Origin of the sequence: Caulobacter sp. Root655 (assembly GCF_001427665.1) — a bacterium.
Classification (GTDB): Bacteria; Pseudomonadota; Alphaproteobacteria; order Caulobacterales; family Caulobacteraceae; genus Caulobacter.
Window position 1 is genome coordinate 99,857 of the sequence record NZ_LMHC01000022.1, and the last position, 25,064, is coordinate 124,920.

General features: G+C 69.4%; 20 protein-coding genes. 18 read left to right on the forward strand and 2 right to left on the reverse strand.

The genetic code is table 11. From position 1 onward, the window contains the following. Positions 1 to 133: 133 nt before the first annotated feature. The 18 genes from ASD79_RS14370 to ASD79_RS14445 all read left to right on the forward strand — a co-directional run bounded on the left by ASD79_RS14370 (position 134) and on the right by ASD79_RS14445 (position 15,126). On the forward strand, positions 134 to 1,384 hold the full coding sequence (locus tag ASD79_RS14370; protein ID WP_056722788.1) for an MFS transporter: 1,251 nt from the start codon (positions 134 to 136) through the stop codon (positions 1,382 to 1,384). Between the two features lie 126 nt (positions 1,385 to 1,510). Further along, the gene (rpmI, locus tag ASD79_RS14375) at positions 1,511 to 1,711 is read left to right on the forward strand and encodes a 50S ribosomal protein L35 (protein ID WP_056722791.1); all 201 of its coding nucleotides are present in this window, start codon (positions 1,511 to 1,513) and stop codon (positions 1,709 to 1,711) included. 15 nt (positions 1,712 to 1,726) lie between these two features. After that, entirely contained in the window at positions 1,727 to 2,086 is a 360-nt protein-coding gene (gene rplT / locus ASD79_RS14380; protein ID WP_007672150.1) for a 50S ribosomal protein L20, read from the forward strand. A gap of 172 nt (positions 2,087 to 2,258) precedes the next feature. Beyond that, the gene (gene pheS, locus ASD79_RS14385) at positions 2,259 to 3,332 is read left to right on the forward strand and encodes a phenylalanine--tRNA ligase subunit alpha (protein WP_056722793.1); all 1,074 of its coding nucleotides are present in this window, start codon (positions 2,259 to 2,261) and stop codon (positions 3,330 to 3,332) included. Then, complete coding sequence (locus tag ASD79_RS14390; protein WP_056722795.1) at positions 3,332 to 3,664, forward strand: DHCW motif cupin fold protein; 333 nt, start codon at positions 3,332 to 3,334, stop codon at positions 3,662 to 3,664. The genes pheS and ASD79_RS14390 overlap by 1 nt, the downstream gene beginning before the upstream one ends. Positions 3,665 to 3,667: 3 nt before the next feature. Then, positions 3,668 to 6,142 (forward strand): phenylalanine--tRNA ligase subunit beta, encoded by a 2,475-nt coding sequence (pheT, locus tag ASD79_RS14395; protein WP_056722796.1) that lies wholly within the window; start codon positions 3,668 to 3,670, stop codon positions 6,140 to 6,142. Between the two features lie 262 nt (positions 6,143 to 6,404). After that, positions 6,405 to 6,530 (forward strand): hypothetical protein, encoded by a 126-nt coding sequence (locus ASD79_RS25150; protein WP_235524451.1) that lies wholly within the window; start codon positions 6,405 to 6,407, stop codon positions 6,528 to 6,530. 113 nt (positions 6,531 to 6,643) lie between these two features. Continuing rightward, positions 6,644 to 6,940 carry a hypothetical protein gene (locus tag ASD79_RS14400; protein WP_007672158.1) on the forward strand — a complete coding sequence of 99 codons (297 nt, stop codon included), beginning with the start codon at positions 6,644 to 6,646 and terminating at the stop codon, positions 6,938 to 6,940. Beyond that, on the forward strand, positions 6,937 to 7,224 hold the full coding sequence (locus tag ASD79_RS14405) for a hypothetical protein (RefSeq protein ID WP_056722798.1): 288 nt from the start codon (positions 6,937 to 6,939) through the stop codon (positions 7,222 to 7,224). Before ASD79_RS14400 ends, ASD79_RS14405 begins: the two co-directional genes overlap by 4 nt. A 61-nt stretch (positions 7,225 to 7,285) precedes the next feature. Further along, positions 7,286 to 7,873 (forward strand): peptide-methionine (S)-S-oxide reductase MsrA, encoded by a 588-nt coding sequence (gene msrA, locus ASD79_RS14410; protein WP_056723035.1) that lies wholly within the window; start codon positions 7,286 to 7,288, stop codon positions 7,871 to 7,873. A gap of 172 nt (positions 7,874 to 8,045) precedes the next feature. Then, positions 8,046 to 8,552: a hypothetical protein gene (locus ASD79_RS14415; protein ID WP_056722800.1), complete on the forward strand. Its 507-nt coding sequence runs from the start codon at positions 8,046 to 8,048 to the stop codon at positions 8,550 to 8,552. Beyond that, positions 8,549 to 9,082 (forward strand): hypothetical protein, encoded by a 534-nt coding sequence (locus tag ASD79_RS14420; protein WP_056722802.1) that lies wholly within the window; start codon positions 8,549 to 8,551, stop codon positions 9,080 to 9,082. The genes ASD79_RS14415 and ASD79_RS14420 overlap by 4 nt, the downstream gene beginning before the upstream one ends. After that, positions 9,079 to 9,483 (forward strand): hypothetical protein, encoded by a 405-nt coding sequence (locus tag ASD79_RS14425; RefSeq protein WP_056722804.1) that lies wholly within the window; start codon positions 9,079 to 9,081, stop codon positions 9,481 to 9,483. Before ASD79_RS14420 ends, ASD79_RS14425 begins: the two co-directional genes overlap by 4 nt. A 62-nt stretch (positions 9,484 to 9,545) precedes the next feature. Then, the gene (locus ASD79_RS14430; protein ID WP_056722807.1) at positions 9,546 to 10,928 is read left to right on the forward strand and encodes a DUF4139 domain-containing protein; all 1,383 of its coding nucleotides are present in this window, start codon (positions 9,546 to 9,548) and stop codon (positions 10,926 to 10,928) included. Positions 10,929 to 11,149: 221 nt separating this feature from the next. Further along, positions 11,150 to 12,643 (forward strand): DUF4139 domain-containing protein, encoded by a 1,494-nt coding sequence (locus ASD79_RS14435; protein ID WP_235524452.1) that lies wholly within the window; start codon positions 11,150 to 11,152, stop codon positions 12,641 to 12,643. A gap of 270 nt (positions 12,644 to 12,913) precedes the next feature. After that, on the forward strand, positions 12,914 to 13,690 hold the full coding sequence (locus ASD79_RS14440) for a transglutaminase family protein (RefSeq protein ID WP_056722809.1): 777 nt from the start codon (positions 12,914 to 12,916) through the stop codon (positions 13,688 to 13,690). 159 nt (positions 13,691 to 13,849) lie between these two features. Next, positions 13,850 to 13,933, forward strand: coding sequence for a hypothetical protein (locus tag ASD79_RS23940; protein WP_145688053.1), 84 nt, complete (start codon positions 13,850 to 13,852; stop codon positions 13,931 to 13,933). Positions 13,934 to 14,028: 95 nt separating this feature from the next. Further along, positions 14,029 to 15,126, forward strand: a complete 1,098-nt coding sequence (locus ASD79_RS14445) for a 3-deoxy-7-phosphoheptulonate synthase (RefSeq protein ID WP_056722810.1) — start codon at positions 14,029 to 14,031, stop codon at positions 15,124 to 15,126. Positions 15,127 to 15,223: 97 nt separating this feature from the next. Here ASD79_RS14445 and ASD79_RS14450 read toward each other — a convergent pair whose 3' ends face one another. Both ASD79_RS14450 and ASD79_RS23950 read right to left on the reverse strand, forming a co-directional pair. Further along, positions 15,224 to 23,920 carry an autotransporter outer membrane beta-barrel domain-containing protein gene (locus ASD79_RS14450; RefSeq protein WP_056722812.1) on the reverse strand — a complete coding sequence of 2,899 codons (8,697 nt, stop codon included), beginning with the start codon at positions 23,918 to 23,920 and terminating at the stop codon, positions 15,224 to 15,226. Positions 23,921 to 24,686: 766 nt separating this feature from the next. After that, the gene (locus tag ASD79_RS23950; protein WP_156400509.1) at positions 24,687 to 25,046 is read right to left on the reverse strand and encodes a hypothetical protein; all 360 of its coding nucleotides are present in this window, start codon (positions 25,044 to 25,046) and stop codon (positions 24,687 to 24,689) included. Positions 25,047 to 25,064: the final 18 nt, after the last annotated feature.

Genomic DNA, 25,064 nt, shown 5'->3' on the forward strand with positions numbered 1-25,064 from the left:
GACACACACTCACGCGCAGGCCCGCGCCTCATGACCCACGGCCTCGCCGCGAGTGTGTGTCCCCAGCCCCACACGCTGAAATTTCAGATACGGGTCGCCAGATCGCACGATCCGGCGTAAACCGCCCGGCCTGATGACCACGCTTTCCACGACAGCCGCCCCCTCGTCCTCGAAGAGTCCGGACGCCAGCCCGCGCGCGCTCTATGTCCTGCTCCTGGTGGTGTTCATCAACCTGGTGGGCTTTGGGCTGGTCATCCCGCTGCTGCCCTTCTACGCCAAGTCGCTGAGCGCCAGCCCGTGGCAGGTGACGGCGCTGTTCTCGGCCTATTCGCTGGGCCAGTTCGTCGCCGAGCCGTTCTGGGGACGGCTTTCCGACCGCATCGGCCGGCGGCCGGTGCTGATCGTCACCATCCTGGCCAACACCCTCTGCTACGTCGCCCTGGCCTTCGCCCCCAGCATCGGCTGGGCGTTCGCCATCCGCCTGGTCAGCGGCTGCGCCACCGGCAACATCTCGACCATCCAGGGCTACATGGCCGACGTCACCCCGCCGGAGAAGCGGGCCGGGCGCATGGGCCTGCTGGGCGCGGCCTTCGGCATGGGTTTCGTGGTCGGCCCCACCCTGGGCGGCCTGCTGCCGAGCCTGGCCAAGGTTTTCGGCCATTCCGAGAGCGGCCGCCTGGCCTTCCAGATCCCGCTGCTGACCGCCGCCGTCCTGGCGGCGATCGCCGCGCTGGGGGTGTTCCTGTTCGTGGTCGAGAGCCGCGCCCCCAGCGCCAAGGACGCGCCCCGGCCGCACCGCCGCGAGGCCCTGCGGACCGCGCGCGCCCATCCTGTGCTGTCGCGCGTGCTGCTGGTCACCCTGATCTCGACCGCCGCCTTCGCCGGCATGGAGGCGGTCTTCGGCCTGTGGACCCAGGCCCGGTTCGACTGGGGTCCGCGCCAGGTCGGGCTGTGCTTCGCGGTGATCGGCGTCATCGCCTCGGTCGGCCAGGGCCTGGTCACCGGCCGGCTGGCGCGGCGGTTCGGCGAGGCCAAGGTGCTGACCGCCGGCCTGGGGATCATCGCCCTGAGCCTGGCGGTGACGCCGTTCGTCCCGACCGCCGCCTTCGTGCCGGTGGTCGTGGGCTTCACCGCGTTCGGCCAGTCGCTGGTCTTCCCCTGCATCGCCGCCCTGATCTCGCGCGCCACCCCGCCCGACAAGCAGGGCGAGATGCTGGGCTTGAACATGGCCGCCGGCTCGCTGGCCCGCATGGCCGGCCCGATGCTGGCCGGGCCGCTGTTCGGCCTGGCGATCGGCGGACCCTACTGGTTCGGCGCGCTGCTGATGATCCCGGCCATCGCCTTCGCCCTGACGATCGAGCACCGCGCCAAGGCGGCCGCTTAAGCGCCCTTGCGTTTGGCGAGTCTTTCCCGTACTAACCCCGCCTTTCCGGAACCGCCTGGCTAATGGCATGCCATGGCGGTTCGTCATGCTTCTAGAGGACGGGGCGGTTAAACGCTCCGACGCGAAATGCCTAAGTTGAAGACCAAGTCGGGCGCCAAGAAGCGCTTCAAGATCACGGCCACGGGCCTGCTGAAAGCCGGCGTCGCCGGCAAGCGTCACCGTCTGATCGGCCACAACGGCAAGTACATCCGCCAAAACCGCGGCACGAAGGTCATGAGTCAATCCGACGCCAAGACCATTCGTTCGTACATGCCCTACGGCCTTTAAGAGGAGCGCTGACACATGGCTCGCGTCAAACGGGGCGTTACCGCCCACGCCAAGCACAAGAAGGTTCTTGAGCAGGCGAAAGGCTTCTACGGCCGCCGCAAGAACACCATCCGCACCGCCAAGGCCGCCGTCGACAAGGCCGGCCAATACGCGTACCGCGATCGCAAGGTGCGCAAGCGCGCCTTCCGCTCGCTGTGGATCCAACGCATCAACGCCGGCGCCCGCATCGAGGGCTTCACCTACTCGCAGTTTATCCACGGCCTGGACGTGGCGGGTATCGTGATCGACCGCAAGGTCCTCTCGGATATCGCGGGTCAAGACCCCGCCGCGTTCAAGGCCATTGCTGACAAGGTCCGCACCGCCCTGGCCGCCTAAGGTCTTTTTCGGGTCCGTCCCGATTGCGATCTAGAAAAGCCCTCCGGTGCGAGCCGGAGGGCTTTTTGCTGCGCGGTTCTCAGCGAAACGCCCTTCCCCCCTCCAGGGGGAGGGAAATCACCGCGGTCACTAGTTCCAACGATCCCCGAAACCGCCTAGACGGAACCCCGTCATGACCGATCTCACCACTCTCGAAGCCGACGTGCTGGCGCAAGTCGCCGCCGCCGGCGATCTCGCCGCCCTCGACGCCGTGCGCGTCGCCGCCCTGGGCAAGACCGGCTCGATCTCGGGCCTGCTCAAGACCCTGGGGGCCATGAGCCCCGACGAGCGCAAGGAACGCGGCGCGGCGATCAACGTGCTGCGCGACCGCGCGCAGACGGCGCTGAACGACAAGAAGGCCGCGCTGGAAGCCGCCGCCCTCGACGCGCGCCTGGCCAGCGAGACCCTGGACCTCACCCTGCCGGCTCCCTACCGCCGCAAGGGCAGCGTCCACCCGACCATGCAGACCATGGACGAGATGGTCGCCATCTTCGCCGAGATGGGCTTCGCGGTGGCCGAAGGTCCTGACATCGAGGACGACTTCCACAACTTCACGGCCCTGAACTTCCCGCCTAAGCACCCGGCGCGGGAGATGCACGACACCTTCTTCTTCAACACCAAAGAAGACGGCGAGCGCATGCTGCTGCGCACCCACACCAGCCCGGTGCAGGTGCGGACCATGCTGTCGCAGAAGCCGCCGATCCGCATCATCGCCCCCGGCCGCACCTACCGCATGGACAGCGACGCCACCCACACGCCGATGTTCCACCAGGTCGAGGGCCTGGTGATCGACAAGGGCATCCACATGGGCCACCTGAAATGGACCCTGGAGACCTTCCTGGCGCGGTTCTTCGAATCCGACACGGTGACCACCCAGTTCCGGCCGCACCACTTCCCGTTCACCGAGCCCTCGGCCGAGACGGACGTGCAGTGCGACCGTTCCGGCGGCGAGATCAAGATCGGCCAGGGCACGAGCTGGCTGGAGATCCTGGGCTGCGGCATGGTGCATCCCAACGTCCTGCGGGCCTGCGGCATCGACCCGGACGAGTACCAGGGCTTCGCCTTCGGCATGGGCGTCGACCGGCTGGGGATGCTGAAATACGGCATGCCCGACCTGCGCGACATGTTCGCGTCGGACGGCCGCTGGCTGGCCCACTACGGGTTCAGCGCCTTCGCGGCGCCGAACGCGGCGAGCGGCTTGAGCTGATGCAGCTTCCCGCCAGTCCGTTCACGGCCGTCGACTGGTCGCGAGTCGAGCCCACCGTCCATCCGGGCGAGCGGGGCGAGGCCGTGTGGCGCACGCTGAATGTCGGCGACATGCGCCTGCGCCAGGTCGACTATTCGCCCGGCTACCTGGCCGACCACTGGTGCGACCGCGGCCACGTGATCTTCGTGCTCGAGGGCGAACTGACCAGCGAACTGAAGGACGGTCGCACGACCACCCTGACCGCCGGCATGAGCTATCACGTCTCCGACTTCGGCGACCCCGCCCACCGCTCGTCGACCTTGGTCGGCGCCAAGCTTTTCATCGTAGACTGACCCATGAAATTCACCCTCTCCTGGCTCAAGGACCACCTCGAGACCGAGGCGTCCGCCACGCAAGTCGTCGCCGCCATGACCATGGCCGGCCTCGAGGTCGAGCACGTCACCGATCCGGCGACCAAGCTTGCCGCCTTCACGGTCGCCAAGGTCGTCTCGGCCGAGCCGCACCCCAACGCCGACCGCCTGCGGGTCTGCCAGGTCGACACCGTCGACGGCCGCAAGGAGATCGTCTGCGGCGCGCCCAACGCCCGCGCGGGCCTGACCACCGTCTACGCCCCGATCGGCGCCTATGTACCGGGCCTGGGCGTCACCCTGGTCGAGAAGCCGGTGCGCGGCGTGGTCTCCAACGGCATGCTGTGCTCGGGCTCCGAGCTGGAGGCCGACGACGGCTCCGAGGGCATCCTGGAGCTGTCGGACGACCTGGCCGTCGGGACCCCGGCGTCGCAGGCCCTGGGCCTGGAAGCCGTCATCGACTTCGAGGTCACCCCCAACCGTCCCGACTGGCTGGGCGTGGCCGGCATCGCCCGCGACCTGGCCGCGGCCGGGGTCGGGACGCTGAAGGACCTGTCGATCGCCCCCGTGCCGGGGACGTTCCCCTGCCCGATCAGCGTCAAGGTCGACGGCGACGCCTGCCCGGTGTTCTCCGGCCGCTTGATCAAGGGCGTCAAGAACGGCCAGTCGCCGAAATGGCTGGCCGACCGCCTGAAGGCCATCGGCCTGCGCCCGATCAACACCCTGGTCGATATCACCAACCTGATCACCTACGACCGGGCCCGGCCGCTGCACGTCTATGACGCCGCCAAGCTGGTCGGCGACGTGATCGAGGCCCGTCTGGGACACGGCAAGGCCGAGGTCACGCCCGGCGATCAGCCTTCGCACGCCGAACACCACGACGAGCAGTTGATCGCCCTGGACGGCAAGACCTACGACATCACGCCCGAGATGAGCGTGATCTCCGACGCCGGCGGCAACCGCCCGATCGGCCTGGGCGGGGTGATGGGCGGCGAAAGCACCGGCTGCTCCGAAGCCACCACCGACGTCTTCCTGGAAAGCGCCTGGTTCGACCCGATCCGCACCGCCCAGACCGGCCGCGTGACCGGCATCAACAGCGACGCCCAGTACCGCTTCGCCCGCACGGTCGACACCGGCTCGCTGGTTCCCGGCCTGGAGCTGGCGACCAGGCTGATCCTGGAACTGTGCGGCGGCGAGCCGTCGGACGTCGTCGTGGCCGGCGAGGCCCCGGCCGCGCCCGGTCCGATCCTGTTCGACCCGGCCTATGTGCAAGCGCTGTCCGGCCTGGACATCGCCCCGGAACGCTCGCTGAAGATCCTGACCGACCTGGGTTTCGCCATCGCGCCGCCCGAAGGCTTGGCGGCCGCCGAGTTCGCCACCCATGTCGAGAGCGTGGTCAGCGTCACCCCGCCGACCTTCCGCCGCGACGTCGATGGCAAGGCCGACCTGGTGGAAGAGGTCGCCCGCATCGCCGGCTACGCCGCCCTGCCCTCCACGCCGCTGCCGGAGGTCGCCCGCGCCGTGGGCGGCGTCCTGACCCCGCGCCAGGCCCGGGCCCGCGTCGCCCGTCGCGCCCTGGCGGCGGCCGGCTACAACGAGGTGGTCAGCTGGAGCTTCACCAGCACCAGCACGGCCGTGCTGTTCGGCGGCGGCGCGGCCGAGCTGGTCCTGGCCAATCCGATCGCCTCGGACCTGGACTGCATGCGCCCGTCGATCCTGCCCAACCTGATCGAGGCGGCCGGCCGCAACGCCCGCCAGGGCTTCCCGGACGTCGCCCTGTTCGAGATCGGCCCGGTGTTCCACGGCGATCGCCCGCAGGACCAGAAGACCACCATCGCCGCCATCCTGGCCCCGCACGCGCCGCGCGGCTGGGACAAGGCGCCGGCCCAGGACCTGTTCTCGGTGAAGGCCGACCTGATCGCCCTGCTCGAGGAGCTGGGCGCGCCGGTGGCTTCGCTGCAGACCGCCCAGGGCTCGACCTCGTCGTGGTGGCACCCGGGCCGCTCGGCGCGCCTGCAGCTGGGCCCCAAGGCGGTGCTGGCCGAGTTCGGCGAACTGCATCCGATGGTGCTCAAGGCCCTCGACGTGGCCGGCCCGGTCTACGGCTTCGAAATCGTCCTGGAGGCGATCCCCGAGCCGAAGAAGAAGGCGGTCAAGACCAAGCCGGCCTTCACGCCCTCGCCGCTGATGCCCCTGACCCGCGACTTCGCCTTCGTGACCGACAAGGCGAAGCCCGCCGGCGACCTGGTCAAGGCCGCGGCCGGCGCCGACAAGGCGCTGATCACCGCCGCCCGGGTGTTCGACGTCTATGAGGGCCCCGGCGTGCCGGACGGCTCCAAGTCGATCGCCCTGGAGGTGATGGTGCAGCCGCGCGACAAGACCCTGACCGAAGCCGAGATCGAGGCCCTGTCGGCCAAGATCGTCGCGGCGGTCGAGAAGGTTGGCGGGAAGCTGCGGGGGTAGGAACAGGTCCTCCCCCCGTGGGGAAGGCGATCGCATGGCGATCGGTGGGGGGAGCCTGCGGACTGCAAGCTCCCCTCCCCGTCGCCTTCGGCGACACCCCTCCCACAGGGAGGGGACCTTTGAAGCGGCGCCCCCGCACATTCCTTGCCCAGGCCGGACCATTCGCCGCGCCACACGGCAAAGCCTTGCGCAACGCCCACGCCCACGCTACCTCTAGAGCCGCACACGGAGTCACCCCGCCCAAATGCTTCCGCATCTGGCCATGACCGTTCTGATCGCCACCGGCCTCACCGCCGGTCTCGCGATCGCGTGCGCGCGCACCATTATGATGCAGGCCAAGATTAAAACCGTTCGTATTCGGACGGGGCAGCACAGGCGCGCGGACTAGCCGCACCAACGCCGAAGATCGCAAGATCCGCAAAGCCCCGCTTCCGAAAGGAGCGGGGTTTTTGCTGTGCGGTCATCGGTCCCTCCCTTCAAAAATCCAAGGACCTTGAAACCATGAGCTACCTGCCTTCCCCACCCGCCTTCAATTCCGACCATGAAGGCGTCACCGTCCACCAACTGCTGCTGGCCGCCCGGGACGCGCCGTCCGCGCTGGAAGCCGTCCGCCAGGGCCTGGCCGACAGCGGCGCCGAACTGTGCGCCCTGTCGATGAAGCCGGTCGGCCAGATCGTCGAGGGGTCCTTGCGCGTCCGCCACCTGAGCGACCAGGCCGCCCGTCTGCTGGCTCGCGACCTGGCCGCCTGGCCGGGCGTCACCTCGGCCAGCGTCGAGCATCAGTGGGTGCGGCCATGAGCCCCGGCACGAGCGAAGACCTCGAACCGCTCAAACCGGAAGAGGCCGAGAAACTGCGGCTGTTCCTGGTGATCGCCGACGACACGCCCGACGCCCTGATGCGGGTGCTGGGCGTGGCCAGCGTGCAGCAGACCCGCCTGCGCTCGCTGACCGCCCGGCCGGACGGGGCCGGCCTGAGCATCCGCATGGAGATCGACGACCAGGGCGACGACCGCGCCCAGTTCCTGGCCGCGCGGCTGGCGGCGGCCCCGTCGGTGCGCAGCGTGGGGTTCGGTTGGCGATAGGGATGTAACCTTTTGCCGACGCCGTCCGTATCCAGGGGTACGCCCTTAGGAGTCTCCGATGATCCGCCGCCTGTTCGTCCTGATCGCCGTCCTGTTCCTGCCCGCCGCCGCGCTCGCGGCCGCGCCCAAGCCGGCGCCCCAGAGCGCCGTGTTCGCCGGCGGCTGCTTCTGGTGCATGGAGAACGACATGCGCGGCATCCCCGGCGTGCTGAAGGTCGAGTCCGGCTACACCGGCGGCCACGTCGATCGCCCCAGCTATCGCGACGTCACCAGCGAGACCAGCGGCCACTACGAGGCGGTGCGCGTCACCTATGACCCTGGCAAGCTCGACTACGGCTTCCTGCTCTACAAATATTGGAAGCTGGTCGACCCCACCGACGACGGCGGGCAGTTCTGCGACCGCGGCCCATCCTACCGCCCGGCCGTGTTCGTCACCCCCGCCCAACGGCCGGTCGCCGAGAAGTCCCGCGCCGAGGCCGCCAAGCGGCTGAAAACCGGCATGATGAGGGCCCAGATCCTGGACCTGAAGACCTTCTGGCCGGCCGAGGCCTATCACCGCGACTACGCCAAGAACCATTCGATCGAGTACCACGCCTACCGCATGGGCTGCGGCCGCGACCTGCGGCTGAAGCAGGTGTGGGGAAACTGATCCCACACGCGCCGCGCGTGACTGGACAACCTATGGGCAAGGCGTAATCTCCCCTTTTCCTTAGCGCGTATCTCCAGGGGGGAGGGTTCGCATGGGCGGTCCATGGGCACGTCTGGTTCCGGCGCTGCTGTGCGTCGCGTTGGCGTTTTCCGCTGTTTCGAGCCACGCGCAGATGGCGCCCGCCGCTGGAGCGCCGCCATCCCCGACGCACCGCGCGCCATCGCGGCCGCCGGCGACCGTCCCGGCCCCGACGGCGACGCCAGGCCCGTCGTCGGAGCGCCCGCCGTCGCCGGCCCCGTCGTCCGGACAGGGGCCATCTTCCGAGCAACCGCCGACCGAGCAGGCCGCGCCGACCGACGAACCGGCGCCCTACAACCCGCTCGACACCTACTCCTTCTACCTGACCGCCCTGTTCATGGCGTTCGGCCTGGTGGTGATCCTGCTGCAACTGGCGGCCATGCGCCGGATCCCGAACATCACCGCCGACGAGATCGCCCGCAACTGCGCCATCACCCTGGTCGTGGTGGCGTCGGTCGCCCTTCTCGTCTCGGGCTACAGCAGCCAGCAGGTGGCGCCCGCCTTCGGGCTGTTCGGCACCATCATCGGCTATCTGCTCGGCAAGGCCGGGGCCAAGGAAACCAGGCCAAGGGATCCGGAGCCGCGGGAGCCCCAGCCGTGACCCGCCGGATCGCTCCGACCGGCCTGCTGGCCCTGGGCGTCCTGGCCGGCTGCGCGCCGTTCCACTCTCCCGGCGCGACCCCGGAACACGTCGAGATGCAACCGGAGCCAAAGACGTTCGAAGAGTTGATGAGCCTTCAGAACGCCATGCTGGCTGCGCGGAAACTGCCCAAGGCCGAGCGGGAGGCGATCCTCCCCACCCCCCGGGGCTATCAGGCCATGGCTCCGGCCATCGTGCCGGCCCCCTTTCCGTCCTGGCTTCCGATGGCGCGCCGGGTCGAGATCCGCAATCCGACCGACCAGCCCCTGACGCTTTCGCTGTACTACGCCAGCCCGGATTGCGGCGCCGCGACGCTGGTCGTTCCGGCCAGGGGCAAGGTGTCGACCACGCTTTGCCTGAAGATCGCCCGGGTCAGGATCGTCGACAACGACCCGACGATCGCCGCCGGATGGCTCCAGGCGAGAAACTGCTACGCGCTGGGCCGCTGGGACGGTCCGCCGCGCTGGGCGCTGGACGCCTGCTCGTCATGAGCGACGAGCGCCCGAACCCCGCGCCGCCGAACCTGGAGTCTCTCACGATCTGGAGCGTGCTGGTCGGGACGGCGGTCGTCGCCGTGGCGGTCGTCACGATCACCGCCACGCCCGGCCGGATCGCCGCCATGCGCACGAACGGCGGCTATGTGCTGGTGGACAACCGCACCCGCAACAGCGTCGTCATCCACGCCACGACGGACGACGGCCGGCTCTGCGGCACGGTAAAGGTGGCGGCCGGCAACCGTGGACGGGCGCCTGTCTGCGGCCGCGAAACCGACCTCTTCGTCGTCGGGCGAGGCGTCCCGACCCCGGATTCGCACGTCGTCGCCGCCCAGAACGGCGTCTATCAGGTGCGCTGGAGAAATGGCCTCTCCATCGAACAGCACGAACCCTACTGACGCCCACTCGACTTCCGGCTGAACGCATGAAACCTTGAGCGCAACCTCGGGAGGCGCTCTTCATGTTCCGTCACGCGTTGCTGGCCACGGCCGCCCTTGTCGTCGCTGGCGCGGCCCCCCAAGGTCAGGTTTGGGCCCAGACCGCCCCACGGCTGTCGGTAACCATCTACAACGACAACCTGGCCCTGGTGCAGGACCAGCGCGACATCAACCTCGCCGCCGGTCGCCAGAAGCTGGAGTTCAAGGATGTCTCGGCCGCCATCCGCCCCGAGACCGTCAGCCTGTCGGCGCCGGGCCTGTCGGTGGTCGAGCAGAACTTCGACTACGACCTGCTGACCCCCGACAAGCTGATGGAGAAGGCGGTCGGCCAGCAGGTGAAGATCGTCCGCACCAATCCCGGCGACGGCAAGGAAACCACCGAGACCGCCACCGTCCTGGCCGCCAACGAGGGCGTGGTGCTGAAGATCGGCGACCGCATCGAGGTGCTGCGCGACGACGGCGTGCCCACCCGGGTGATCTTCGACAAGGTGCCCGAGACCCTGCGCGCCCGCCCGACCCTGTCGGTGACCGTCGAGGCCGACAAGGCCGGCCCCGCCCCGGCGACGCTGAGCTACCTGACCACCGGCCTGTCGTGGAAGGCCGATTACGTGGCGATGTTCGACGAGGCCAAGGGGGCGCTGGACCTGCAGGGCTGGATCACCCTGGGCAACCAGTCGGGCACGGCCTTCGTCGACGCCGAGACCCAGCTGGTGGCCGGACGGGTCAACACCCTGGCCAACGGCGGCTACCAGCAGCCCAACCGCGCCATGCAGCAGGCCGGAACCGAGAGCAGCGATCGCGAGCGGATCGCCGACTACTACCTCTACCCCCTGCCCCATCGCACCACGATCGCCGCCAACCAGAACAAGCAGGTCGGCTTCCTCAGCGCCCAGGGCGTGGCGGCCAGGAAGGTCTACGAGATCCGCGAGGGCTGGTTCGCCAGCCAGGCCGAGCCGAAGGCGGCCACCGTGGCCATCCAGTTCAGCAACGCCAAGCTGGCCGGTCTGGGCGACCAGCTGCCGGCCGGCGTCATGCGGGTCTACATGCGCGACAAGGCCGGCGACCCGAAGTTCATCGGCGAGAACGCCGTGGGCCACACCCCGGCCGGTTCGGAGCTGTCGATCAGGACCGGCGACGCCTTCGACGTCACCAGCCAGGCCACCCTGGTCAGCGACACCAAGGTCTCCAAGACCCGCTCGCGCTACGAGATGAAGTACCTGGTCCGCAACGCCCGGCCCCAGCCGGTGACGGTGGAGCTGCGCCAGGGCGGCCTGTGGCGCGACGGCGCGGTCAAGGCCGAGAGCCTGGCCAGCCGCCGCATCGACGCCCGCACCCTGGGCTGGAGCGTGCCGGTGCCTGCTAACGGCGAGACGACGCTGACCTTCACGGTCGAGACGGGGTGGTGATCATCCGAGACCCGAGGTCCTCCCCCTGTGGGGGAGGCGGTCGCGAAGCGACCGGTGGGGGGAGTCTTTCGACGCCCGCCCACTCCCCCCTCCGTCGTCCCGGATCAAGTCCGGGACGACACCTCCCCCAAAGGGGGAGGACCTTCCTAGCGCTCGCCGCCGCTCTGCTCCTCGCGCCTCCCGTCCTTGCCGACACCATCGCCTCGCCGGCCCCCGACAAGGTGGCCGTCACCCTCTATCGCGGCGACTCCGGCCCGTTCCAGGCGCTGAACGACTGGGAGCGCGAAGAGGCGATGGCCAAGGGTCTGATCCTGGTCACCGAGACCCGGGCGGTCTTCCTGCCGGCCGGCCGCCACACCCTGCGCTTTGACGGGGTCGCCGACGGGCTGATCGCCGCGAGCGCGGCGGTCGAAGGCCTGCCGGGCGAGGCGGTCGAGCGCAATTACGACTACGCCCTGCTCAGCCCCGGCACCCTGCTGGAACGCTCGCTGGACCAGTCGGTGAGGATCGTCCGCACCAACCGCAAGACCGGCCGCCAGAGCCAGGAAGAGGCCGTTCTTCGCCAGGGGCCGGACGGCGTGGTGCTGCAGACCGCGACCGGCGTCGAGGCCCTGGGCTGCTCGGGCGGCGTCGAGCGACTGGTCTTCGATAGCGTGCCGGCCGGCCTCTCCGACAAGCCGGCCTTGTCGACCCTGATCGACGTGCCGGCGCCGACGCAGGCCACCCTGACCCTGTCCTACCTGGCGATCGGCGTGAACTGGCAGGCCGACTATGTGGCGCGGATCAATCTGGACGGCCGCACCCTGGACCTGACCGGCTGGCTGACCCTGGTCAACAGCGGTGGAACCAGCTTCGCCGACGCCCCGACCCAGGCCGTGGCCGGCAAGCTGGCGCGCGAGGCGGTCGAGGCCAACCACGGCGAGGCCAAGGCGATCTCGCGCCAATGCTGGCCGATGGACACCACCACCCATGGCCGGTCATCGCCCCCTCCGCCAGCCCCGCCTCCGCCGCCCGCGCCCATGATGGCCAGGGCCGGCGCGATGGCCGACGGCTTCGTCGAGGAGATCTCGGTTACCGCCCAGCGCCGGTCCAAGCTGGCCGAGCAGTCGGACCTGGGCGACTACAAGCTCTACACCCTGCCCGAGCCGGTCACGGTGGGGGCGCGCCAGACCAAGCAGGTGGCCTTCCTCGACCAGAAGGCCGTGTCCTTCCAGCGGCTCTACGTGTTCACGCTCGACGCCTCGGCCGACTATGGCCCCCTCGATGGCCTGGAAGCCGCCCAGGTGACGTTGCGCCTGGAGAACAAGCCCGGCGACGGCTTGGGCAAGCCGCTGCCGTCCGGCGCCCTGGCGGTGATGGAGACGGCCGGCGGTCGGCCGGCCTTCGCCGGCGAGCAGGCCATGCGCGATGTCGCCGTCGGTCAGCCCTTCGACTTGGCGATCGGCGAGGCGATGGACGTCCAGGTCCGGCCGCGCCTGGTCTCCGAGCAGGACCGCCGCAAGGGCAGGACCCGCCGCACCTACGAGGTCGACCTGACCAACGCCAAGACCGCGCCGATCACCGTCGAGCTGCGCCTGCCGTCCGACCTGGACAGCTTCAAGCTGGTTTCCGAACCCGGCCGGCACGACGTCCGAGAGGGCGCCCTGGCCTGGCGCTTCGCGCTGCCATCCGGTGGCCGCAAGACCGTGCGCTACGTGGTGGAATACGGCGGTTAGGATGTGTTTTCTTCTCGTTGAAGCGCGCTAACCCCACCGCCGTTTTCCCGGCGAAGGCCGGGACCCAGATTCATCAGGAGCGGCTCGTGGGCTTCACCTGGGCCCCGGCCTTCGCCGGGGAAGTGGAGGAAGGGGGCGGCGATTCAGAGGCGAGAAATCACGCTCTAGAACGCCGCGATGGACTTCATCCACAGCAGGGTGGAGAAGCACTGACGCCTCGGTGAACCTTCGCCCCGGCGGGCCGCTTTGACGGCTCACCAGGGAACAGCCATGCGCGTACAGATCGAAGCGCGGCTCGACTACGATTTCCCCCGGCGCGTGGAGTCGCTGCTGCAGATCGAGGTCGCGGTCGCCGACGACCAGACGGTGGTCGAGGAGCGGCTGAGCTTCACCCCGCCCGTGGCCTTCACCCGCCGCGACGACCCGGCCACCGGCGAGCGCCGCGTGGCCTTCACCTGCCAGGGCCGGGTGGAGATCGCCTACCACGCCACGGTCGAGATCGCCGCCCGCGACATGGACCTGGCCGGCGCGGCCCAGCACGCCATCGCCGACCTGCCGGTCGAGACCCTGCCCTATCTGCGCGGCAGCCGTTACTGCCCGTCCGACACCTTCGAGACCATCGCCAAGCAGAAGTTCGGAACCTCGCGCGGCGGCGACCGGGTGGCCGCCGTCGCCGCCTGGATCGCCGACCACCTGGAATACCGCCCGTGCAGCGACGGGCGGACCACGGCGCTGGAGACCTATGTCCAGCGGGCCGGCGTCTGCCGCGACTTCGCCCACCTGGCCATCACTCTGTGCCGGGCGAGCGACATCCCGGCCCGGGTGGCCAGCGTCTACGCCCCGGGCCTGCAACGGCCCGACTTCCACGCCGTGGTCGAGGTGTTCGTCGGCGGCCGCTGGCGCCTGCTCGACCCCACCCACCTGGCCCCGGTCGACGGCCTGGTCCGCATCGCCTACGGCCGCGACGCGGCCGACGTGGCGTTCCTGACGATCTTCGGATCGGCGACGATGATGGCGCAGAGCGTGGCGGTGACACAGGTGGGGTAGGGCGCGGCGGCAGCCCCGAAGGTCTTCCCCGGCCAAGCCAAAGGATCGAATAGCCCTCTTCTCCGTCCTGCTCACCCAAAGACTTGGGCGCCGCCGCCATTGTGTCACCCGACCAGTGTGGGCGTGACACGCGGCAAACTTGGCTCTAAGCTCGCATCCATGATCCTCGCCGCCAGCCAACAGCTGTTTTGGTATTTTAGCTATCCGACGCCTCTGGCGCCGGGAGGGGATCGTTCGGCCTGAATTCAGCGCCGTCGAATGTCTTCACCAGCCGCCAGGGTTCCCCGGGCGGCTTTTTTCATGGCCGTCCGGACGCCCAGATTTCCCGGAGTTACGCCATGCCGTCCTCGACCGCCGCCAGTCTCGTCTCGCTACCCGTCCCCACCGATGACCTACGCATCCAGCGTCTTCAGACCCTCAGTCCGCCCGCCCAGGTGATCGGCGAGGCGCCGGCCACCTCGTCGACCGCCGAGATCGTCGGCGACGCCCGCCAGGCCGTGCATGAGATCCTGAACGGCCGCGACGACCGCCTGGTGGTGGTCATCGGCCCCTGCTCGATCCACGACCCCAAGGCCGCCATCGACTATGCGCGCCGCCTGGCCGTCGAGCGCGAACGCCACGCCGGCGAGCTGGAAGTGATCATGCGGGTCTATTTCGAGAAGCCGCGCACCACGGTCGGCTGGAAGGGGCTGATCAATGATCCCGACCTGGACGGCGGGTTCCGGATCAATGAAGGCCTGAGGCTGGCCCGGCGGGTGCTGCTCGACGTGTGCGCCCAGGGCCTGCCGGCGGCCTGCGAGTTCCTCGACGTCACCACCCCGCAATATATCGCCGACCTGGTGGCCTGGGGCGCGATCGGGGCGCGCACCACCGAAAGCCAGATCCACCGCGAGATGGCCTCGGGCCTCTCCTGTCCGGTCGGCTTCAAGAACGGCACCAACGGCGACGTCAAGGTGGCGGTCGATGCGGTGCTGGCCGCCGCCCAGCCGCATCATTTCCTGGCCGTGACCAAGGAGGGCCGCGCCGCCATCGCCACCACCACGGGCAACGCTGACGCCCACGTCGTGCTACGCGGCGGCAAGGCGCCCAACTACGACGCCGCCAGCGTCGCGGCGACCGCCGAGGCCCTGACCGCCGCCGGCCTGGCGCCGCGGATCATGGTTGACGCCAGCCACGCCAACAGCGGCAAGAACCATGAGAACCAGCCCGCCGTCGTGGCCGATCTCTGCGCCCAGGTGGCGACCGGACGCTCCGCGATCATGGGCGTGATGATCGAGAGCAACCTCGTCGCCGGTCGCCAGGACATCATCCCCGGCAAGCCGCTGACCTATGGCCAGTCGGTCAGCGACGCCTGTGTCGACTGGCAGACCTCGGTGCGGTTGCTCGATGATCTGGCGGCGGCGGTGCAAGCCGGACGCCAGGCCATGGAGCGCTAGACGCCACGCAACGGCAGGACGCACGCGGCGTCCTGCCGGCCGCGCCCGTGGCAAGGTCGGCGTCGGCGGCTCTCAAGGGCTCTGGCCCTGGTCGCCTTTAGAACGCCAGCCTCAGTCCCACCGTGCCCTTCAGGCTGTAGCTGTGGCCGAAATCGTTGATGGCGGTGTCGGCCGACGCTTCGGTGTAGAGGCGAAGGCTGCCGACGGTCAGGGTTCCGCCGACGCCCAACTCGCCCCAGAGGCGGTCATTGGCGCGCGTGACTGGCGTGGCGGAGACGTTCGACACGGTTCCATCGAGCCACTCGTAGCTGAGATTGCCCACGGCATAGAGATGGCTGTTGGCGTCTTGCCGATTGATGGCCAGGCCCCAGCGGCTCTTGAGACTTTCGCCGCGGCCGGACGAGACCTCCGCATCGTTCGGATCGGCGAACCGGTCGAACCCGACAGTCGAATAGATCACCTGGACCTGAGGCGTGAACGACAGCTTGGCGTCGATCGGCGAACGCTTGCCCAATTCGACGCTGTAGGCCTGACCGTGGCCGTCATTGCCGTCGGTTAGCGCGCCGAGCACCGTGGACCTGAGATCGCTGTCGAACCAGGTCGCCCGGACCTGGCCGTCGACATAGAAGCCTCGGGGGCCGTACCAGCTGAGCGTCGCGCCGGCGCTGTAGTCCTTGGTCTTGATGCTCCCGTCGCCAAACACCGAGCCGATCTCCGCCTCGGCCTCGCCAAGGCCGGCGAGCACGCCCAGCACCAGGGTGGCGTCTTCGCGCTCGCTCAGCACATGGTCGGCGCCGAACTCCAGGTTCCAGCTGTCGAGGTCGAGATCGGCGAGACTGGTCGAAACGGTCGCGTTGGGGCGGTAGCGGTTGGCCTGCACGCGGCCCCAGAGGCCCGAGCGTTGGCCGTCCTGCGTCGTCCCCCACTGCCGCTCGCCGATGCGCTGCTGCATCGTGCCCAAGGCGTTCAGCGCCAGCATCGTCTGGCCGTAGGTCTCGTAGACCGGAACCCCGGGCTGGTAGAGTGGAACCTGCGGCCCCCCGCCGACCAGCAGCGCCGAGCGCAGATACCAGTCGCCATCGGCGGGCGTGGCCACGCCGCCCTTGTACAGGCGATAGCCATAGGCGCCGGCGATCACCGCCGGACTGCCCTGGAACTGATAGTCGCCGCGCAGGGTGAACGCCCCGTTCGAAGCGCCGGCGACGTCGATGATCTTGACGCCTTCGACGGTCTGGGCGCCCAGTCCGTTCCGGTTGGTCAGGACGACCTCGGTGGCGCCTGACGTGTCGCCATTGACCACCAGCCGGTCGGTCGGGGACGCATCCCCGCCGAGCGCGGTCGCGATCTCGAGCGTGCCGCCGTTGCCGGCATAGCCGCCCGTCAGGGTCAGAGTCCCCAGCGCCTCGCCGCCCGGCGCGACCACGCCGATGTTGACGACGCTTCCGACCCGGCCGACGCCCTCCAGCCGACCGCCCGCCGCGACGGTGGTCGCGCCGCCCAGCACGCCGTCCACCGTGAGGGTCCCGGTCCCGACGATGGTCGCGCCCACATGGGCCCCGCCGTTGCCGACCAGCAGCAACGCGCCGCCGCCCGTCTTGGTCAAGGTCCCGCCGCCCGAGAGCGCGCCGGTGAGGGTGAGCGTCGTGCCGCTGGCCGTCGAGATCGCGCCGGCGCCCGCGACCGCGAAGCCGCGCGCGCTGGAGAGGCTGGCGCTGGTCGCGAGCGTCCCTCCGTCGAACGTCACGGTCCCGGCGGCCGCGCCGAGATTGGCGTCGCTCGAGATCTGCAACACGCCACCATTGATCAGCGTGCCGCCGGCATAGCTGTTGGTCCCGCCGAGCACGAGCGTCCCGGCGTCGGTCTTGGCCAGTTGCGAGGCGCCCGACAGCGCCGCGTTGATCGTGGCGGTGTAGCCGGCCCCGGCCGTGCTGCCGTCGCCCACGCGGATCGTCGCCTGCGACCCGGTCAGCGCGATCGCGCCACCGGTGATCGTGTAGCCGCCGGTCGCGAACTGCAAGCCCGCCGCCGACACCTGGCCAAGGCCATTGTCGACCGTGACCGTACCGCTCGCGCCACCAAACACCGCGAAGGCGCCGTTGGAATAGGCCGCGTTCACCGCGCCGCCGGTGTCCGTCCAGTTGTCGCCGCCGCTGGCTTGCCAGACGCCGCCGCCGCCGTTGATGGCGCCGTTGTTCCTGGGGCCAGCCGCCCCGTCCCAGAAGTTGAGCGCAAGGCCCGAGGCGTTGACCAGGTTCACCTGGCCCGCGATCGAGGTCTGTACCGTGACAGCGCCGCCCGCCGGCAGCGCGCCAAGGGTCAGGCCGTTGTCGGTGAGCGCGCCGCCATAGTTGATCACGCGGTAGACACCGGCGCCGAACGCGCCGCTGGCCGGTACGGTCACGTTGATCGTGCCGTCGAGCGTGAGGTCGCCGCCGACATTGACGAGGTCGTTGAGCGCTCCGCCCGCGAAATTCGCCTGGCCGAATTCATAGGCGAGGATGGCGGCCGACCCGATCGCCAGATCGCCGTTGATCGTCAGCGTGCCGACGCCCCCCGCGCCCGGCGCCAGCGTCCCGTTCAGGCTGACGTCTCCCCCGATCGCGCCGACGCCGCCCAGCGTCGCTCCGCCGCCGACGGTCATGAGCCCCGTGGCCGCGCCGTGGTCGCCGTTCACGAGCAGCGTGCCCTGGCCGATCGTGGCGCCGCCGGTGTAGCTGCCGGCGCCGGCCAGCACGAGCGTGCCGGCGCCCGCCTTGTCGAGACTGCCCGCGCCGGCAATGCCTCCGGTCAGGGTCAGCGTCGTGCCCGCGTCGGTGGAGAACACGGCCTGTCCCAAGAGGTTGACCGCTCGGGCCGAACTGACGTCGGCCGTGGTGTTGAGCGTCCCGCCATTGAAGCTCAGGCCGCCCGCGGCCGCGCCGAGATTGGCGTCGCTCGCGATCCGCAGCGTGCCGCCGTTGATCGCGACGCCGCCGGTGAAGCTGTTGGCTCCGGCGAGCACCAGCGTGCCGAGGTCGGTCTTGACCAGCTGAGCGGCGCCCGCGATCCGCGCGTCGATCGTGGCGGTGTAGGCCGAGCCGCCAACCGTGCCGTCGCCGACACGGATTGTCGATTGCGGCCCGGTGAGCGTCAGCGCGCCGCCGATGAACCGATAGCCGTTGCTGGCGAACTGCAGGCCCGAGGCCGTGACCGCGCCGAGACTGTTGTCGATACTGACCGTGCCGCCCGTGCCCGTGAAGATCGCGAAGCCGCCGTTTTCATAGGGCGCGTTCACCGCGCCGGTAGCGTCCGTCCAGCTGTCGCCGGTGGCGGCAAGCCACGCGCCGCCGCCGCCATCGACAGCGTTGTTGAATTTGTTCGACGCGGGGCCGCTGTCCCAGAAATTGAGGACCGCCGAACCGGTGTTGACCAGGTTCACCTGGCCCGCGACCGAGGTCTGAACGAACACGTCGGCGCCCGTTGGTGTCGTGCCGATCGCCAGCCCGTTGTTGGTCAGCACGCCGCCATAGTTGGCGATCCGGTAGAGGCCGATGTCGAACGCGCCGCCTGGCGTGATCGCGACGTCGACCGTGCCGTCCAGCGTCAGGTCGCCGCCGATATTGACCACGTCGTTGAGCGGGCTTCCCGCCGCGTTGGCGGCGCCGAAGTCGTAGGCGAGCTTGGAGTCCGCGGCCAGCGACAGGTCGCCGTTGATCCTCAGCGCGCCTGCTCCGCCGGCGCCCGGCGCCAGCGCGCCGCCATCGGCCACCGTCACGTTTCCGCCGATCGTGCCGACGCCGCCCAATGTCGCGCCAGACGCCACGCTGGTCAGCGCCGTCGCGCCCGACTGGTCGCCGTTGATCAGCAGCATGCCCGAAGTGACGTCGGTCACGCCGGCATAGCTGTTGGCGCTCGTCAGGATCGTCGTGCCCAGTCCCGCCTGATTGACCGAGCCGCTGCCCGAGATCACCCCGCCCAGGCTCAGCGTGTTCGAACGATTGAACGCGAGCCGGCCGTTGTTGACGACATCGCCGGTGACGCTCCCGGTCACGCCGCCGTTGCCGAGCTGCAGCATGCCGGCGTTGATCGTCGTGCCGCCGGTGTAGCCGTTGTCGGCCGTGAGGAAGAGCGCTTCGGCGCCGTCCTTGATGAGTGGGCCGACGCCCGAGACCGCGCCGCGGAGCACCAGGGCGCTGTCGGTGAGGAACGTGCCGGCGCCCGCGAGATTGACGGCCCGGTCGGAAGTCACGCTGAAGGTGGTGGTGCGCAGCGTGCCGCCGCTGAGGGTGACGCCGCCGGTCGCGGCGCCCAGATGGTCGTCGAGCGAGATGCTGATCGCACCGCCGCTGATGGTCGTGCCGCCAACGTAGCTGTTGAGGCCGGTCAGGGTCAGCTCGCCGTCGCCGAGCTTGGTGAGCGAGCCGGAGCCCGAGATCACGCCGTTCAGGGTCAGGGCGCCCGAGCGGTTCACCACCAGCGCGGCGTTGTCGACGATGTCGCCGATGATGCTGCCCGTCGCGCCGCCATTGCCGATCCGCAGCACGCCGCCCTCGATCCGCGTGCCGCCCGTGTAGGTGTTGTCGCCCGTGAGCGCGAGCGTGCCGAGGTCGGTCTTCACCACCTGGCTGGCGCCGGTCAGTGCGCTGGCGATGGTGGCGGTGTAGCCCGCGCCCGCCGCGCTGCCGTCGCCGACGCGGATCGACGCCTGCGGCCCCGCCAGCGCCACCGCCTCGCCGGTGATCACATAGCCGTTGCTGGCGAACTGCATGCCCGACGCGGTGACCGCGCCCAGGGTGTTGGAGACGGTCACCGTTCCCGGCGCGCCCGAGAAGATCGCGACCGCGCCGTCCGAATAGCCTGCGTTGACCGCACCGTTCAGATCGGTCCAGTTGTCGTTGCCGCCATGGGCCTGCCAGACGCCGCTGCCGCCATTGACCACGCCGTTGAACTTCGGTCCGGCCACGCCGTCCCAGAAGTTCAGGTTCAGCCCACCGACATCGACCAGGTTGACCTGTCCGGCGACCGAGGTCTGGACGAAGGCCGTCGCGCCGGGCGGCAGCGCGCCGATGGTCAGCCCGTTGTTGGTCAGCGCGCCCGCATAGTTGAGGACACGGTAGACGCCGGCGCCGTAGCTGCCGCCCGCGCTCTGCGTCACGTCGATCGTGCCGTCCAGGGTCAGGGCGCCGCCGACATTGACCAGGTCATTGAACGCGCCGCCCACCACGCCGGCCTGACCGAACTCGAAGGCGATCCGCGAGGCGCCGCCGAGCGTGAGGTCGCCGTTGATCGTCAGCGTGCCGACACCGGTGTCACCCGCCGCCAGCGTGCCGCCGTCCGCCACCGTCACGTTTCCGCCGATCGTGCCGACGCCGCCCAATGTCGCGCCGGACGCCACGCTGGTCAGCGCCGTCGCACCCGACTGGTCGCCGTTGATCAGCAGCGTGCCCGACGTGACGTCGGTCGCGCCGGCATAGTTGTTGGCGCCCGTCAGGATCGTCGTGCCCGGTCCCGCCTGGCTGACCGAGCCGCTGCCCGAGATAGCCCCGCCCAGGGTCAGCGTGTCCGAGCGATTGAACCGTAGCGCGCCATTGTCGACGATGTCGCCCGCGACGCCGCCGGTCGTGCCGCCGTTGCCGATCTGCAGCGCCCCGCCGGTGATGGTGGTGCCGCCGGTATAGGTGTTGGCTCCAGTCAGGGTCAGCGCGCCGACGCCCAGCTTGGTCAGCGAACCGCTTCCCGAGATAACGCCGTCCAGCGCGATGGCCCCCGAGCGGCTCACCACCAGCGCGGCGTTGTCGATGATGTCGCCGGTGACGCCGCCGGTCGCGCCGCCATCGCCGATCTGGAGCGTGCCGGTGTCGATCCGCGTGCCGCCGGCGTAACTGTTGGCGCCGGTCAGCACGAGCGTGCCCAGATCGGTCTTCACCAGCTGGCTCGCGCCCGTCAGCGCCGATCCGATCGTCGCGGTCATCCCCGCGCCCGCCGCCGTGCCGTCGCCGACCCGGACGATCGATTGCGGCCCGATCAGCGTGATGTCGCCGCCGGTGATCACATAGCCGTTGCTGGCGAACTGCAGGCCCGACGCGGTGACCGCGCCCAGGCCGTTGTCGACCGTCACCGTGCCCGGCGCGGCCATGAAGACCGCGAAGGAGCCATCGAAGTAGCCGGCGTTGAAGGTGCCGGTGATGTCGGTCCAGTTGTCGTTGCCGGCGTTGGCCTGCCACACGCCGTTACCGCCGTTGACCTGGCCATCCAGCTTCGGTCCCACCGCGCCGTCCCAGAAATTGACCGTCGCCCCGGCCGAATTGACCAGGTTCACCTGGCCCGCGACCGAGGTCTGGACGCCGACGACGCTGCCTGGCGGCATGGCGCCGATGGTCAGGCCGTTGTCCGTCAGCGCGCCGCTGTAGCTGATCACCCGGTAGACGCCGGCTCCGAAGCTGCCGCCGGCCGTCACCGTGGCGTCGATGGCGCCGTCCAGAGTCAGGTCGCCGTTCACCACGGTCAGGTCGTTGAGCGGCCCACCCGCGACGTTCGCCTGGCCGAACTCGTAGTCGAGCAGCGAGCCGGACGACAGGACCAAGTCTCCGTTGATGGTCAGCACGCCAGGGCTGTTGCCGGGCGCCAGGATCCCGCCGCCGGCCACGGTCACGTCGCCGCCGATCACGCCGGAGCCGCCCAGCCGCGCGCCGTTGAAGACGGTGGTCGGGCCGGTCGCGGCCGACTGGTCGCCATTGACGCGCAGCGTGCCGGCGGTGACGTCGGTCGCCCCCGCATAGCTGTTGCTTCCGGTCAGGATGGTGGTCCCGCCGCCGATCTGGCGCACGCCGCCCGTTCCCGAGATCAGGCCGGCGAAGGTCACCGCGTCCGAACGGTCGAAGGCCAGGCCCCCGTCGTCGACGACGTCGCCGACGATGGAGCCGCTGGTCCCGCCGTCGCCCAGCTGGAGCACGCCGGCGCTGATCGTCGTGCCGCCGGCATAGGTGTTGTCGGCGGTCAGGATGGCGGTCCCGCCGCCGATCTTGCGGACGCCGCCCGTGCCCAGGACCCGGTTGGAGACGGTGGTGACGCCGGCCCGGTTCAGGATCAGCTCGGCGTTGTCGACGATATCGCCCAGCACCCCGCCCGCCGCGCCGCCGTCGCCCAGCTGCAGCGCGCCGGCGCTGATCACCGTGCCGCCGGAATACGTCTGGTCGGCCGTCAGCACCAGGGTTCCGCCGCCGGCCTTGACCAGCTGACCGGCCCCGAGGATCGCGCCGCCCAGCGTGAAGGTGGTTCCGGCGTCGGTCTCCAGCGTGCCCACGTGCGGCAGCACCACGGTGCGGGCGCTGGTGAAGCTGGCGGTCGTCCGCAGCGTGCCGGAGGTCAGGGCGATCCCGCCGCTGGCGTCGCCCATATTGGCGTCGCTCGACACCGCCAGCACGCCGGCGGTGATCGTGGTGAGGCCGGTATAGGTGTTGACGCCCGACAGGATCAGCGTGCCCCGCCCCGACTGGCTGACCGCGCCGCTGCCGCTGATCACCCCGCCATAGGTCAGCGTGTCGGACCGGTTGAAGGCCAGGGAGCCGGCATTGGCCACGTCGCCGATGATGCTGCCGCTGGTCGCGCCGTCGCCGATCATCAGGACGCCCTGCTGGATATCCCAGTTGGTGGTCGCCGTGCCTTCGCCGACCAGCCTCCAGGCGCCGATCCCGACCTTCTGGAAGACGTTGAAGTTCCGGTACTGGCCCGTCGCGCCGACGGTCGAGACGTCGAACGTCGCGGTGGGCGCGCCGCCCAGGCGCAGGATGTCGGTGGTCCCGGCCGCGCTGGCCACGACATTGCCCTGGATCACCGATCCCGACTGGAGCTCCAGCGTCAGCTGGCCCGTGCCCATCTGCAGCGCCGTCGCCTGGCCGGCCCCGGCCCGCAGGGCGCCGCTGTTGATCAGCGTGACCGAGGCGCCGCCGTTGGCGGTGACCGCGACCGATCCATCTCCGCCTTCGATCGCGCCGGTATTGACGATCGGCTGGTTGGCGACGCGCACGACAAGACCAACGTTGCTCGAGCTGCTCGAACCGGAGCCGCCTCGGATGACGCCGTTGTTGACCAGCGTGCTGGGCGCGCTGGCGCTGCCCAGATCGACGCCTACGCCCGAGAAGCCGCCCGGGCTGTTCGCCCCCTGAACCACCCCGTTGTTGACCAGCGTGCCGCCCGCGAAGACATGAACGCCCGCAACGGACGTGGTTCCGATATAGGTCATGCCGGCGGTGATCGTCCCATTGTTGACGAGCGTGGAATTGGCCCCCGTCACGGTGGCGCCACGACCACCCACGCCGCCGGCCTGACCGCCGGCGCCGCCGGTGATCGTCGCGTTGTTGGTGACGACGGCGCCCAAGCTCACCTGCAGGCCGGCTCCACCCGTTACCGTGCTCGCGACGCCGCCGCTGATGCCGGTGAGCGCACCGACCAAGGTCAGGCTTCCGGTCGTGTAGGGTCCCGACGGCCTGAGCACTCCCGCGGTGTTCGTCCCGCTGCCGAACATGGTGTGACCCCGGGTGTCGATGGTGATCGGCTTGGTGATCAACGGCAGGGCGGTGCTCGTCACCACCATGTCGCCGGTCAGGACGATCGTCGGGTTGGGGTCGGCGTTGCCGTTCACCGTGTTGATCGCTGCGATCAGGTCCCCATAGGTGGTCACCGGATACTCGGCGGCCCGGGCGGGCGCGGCGTGCAGCAGGGCCAGGGTCAGCGCCGCCACCCCGGCGCCGGCGAGCAGTCCGCCCCGGCGGCCGGAACGTCGGGCGGTGTTCACGCGGGCGGCCTGGGCGTTCATGGGCGGCGTCCTCGACAAGCTGTCCATCACGCGCCGCGCCTCGGAACCGAGGCGTGCGTCAGGACGGAAATGGGGGAAATTCGGAAGGCGATGGGGGAAGGCGGCGAGGAGGCGCGGCGCCCGGCCAGTCGCGAGCGCGCGGCTGAAAAGCGGGTCCTCACGCAACCTCCTGCCCCAACGGCAACCAACTCGCGCGAAGGTGTCCGCGAGGCGTTAAGGGAAGGTTACGGAGACAGTAAGCCCGACGGAATTCGCGAGTTTTTTACAATTGATCGACGCGGAAATGCGCACGGAGACTACAAGCTGCAAGCAACGTTGAGATTTACTATAAATTTCCAAGCTTTGGCTTTCATCCGCGCTGAAAATATCGCGGATAGCGCCGCATGCCGCCAAAGGGCATATCCGCCTTGAGCCTGCTTGAGCCCGCCTCGCGCCATCCACGTCAAAACGGCCGAGGCGATCGGGCAGTCGCGGACATCGCGGCGCGGCCAGAAACAGGACATTCCGGCAAAGATTCTCAGTCCCGGCTCAGGCCGGATTACGCGCCCTGGCCACCGACCTACCGGGCGAACACAATGGGGAGCATGCTCGCTAGCCTGGTGCTCGGCGACGCGAAAGCCGAGCGTCGGAAGATCGATGCCGGCGAACATCGCCTCGCCCTGTCCGAGCACGACCGGCGACCAACTAGACCAAGCCCTTCAAAGTCGCCGACCCCTTGGTCAAAGCCCGGAAGCGGCAGGCCGCCAAACGGCCGCCGCAATCACAATCACTTTTGCATCACCGACCATAGCTTCCTGCGCTCCCACGCCTCATGGAGATGGTCGTACTCACGGCAAAACGCCTCCAAATCATCGCCCACGTTCAGCCTGTAAAGGAAAACCGCCCTGGCTATAATATGGCGCAAAGCCTCAATCCTCGTAAACACTTCAAGATTTTCGGAAAATTCAACGCCACTCAAATCCTGCAATACGTTCCTTAATTTCAGACGAACGTATTCAATACATGGCTCTGAAAAAAGAGTCCCAATTTCGGATTCATCTTCTCTTTTTTCTACGTAAAACTCGATATCGGCCCCGGATGAATTCGCCTCAACGAATTTCACCGCGCGGCAGAACATTTTATCCAATATTTCTTCGCACATAAT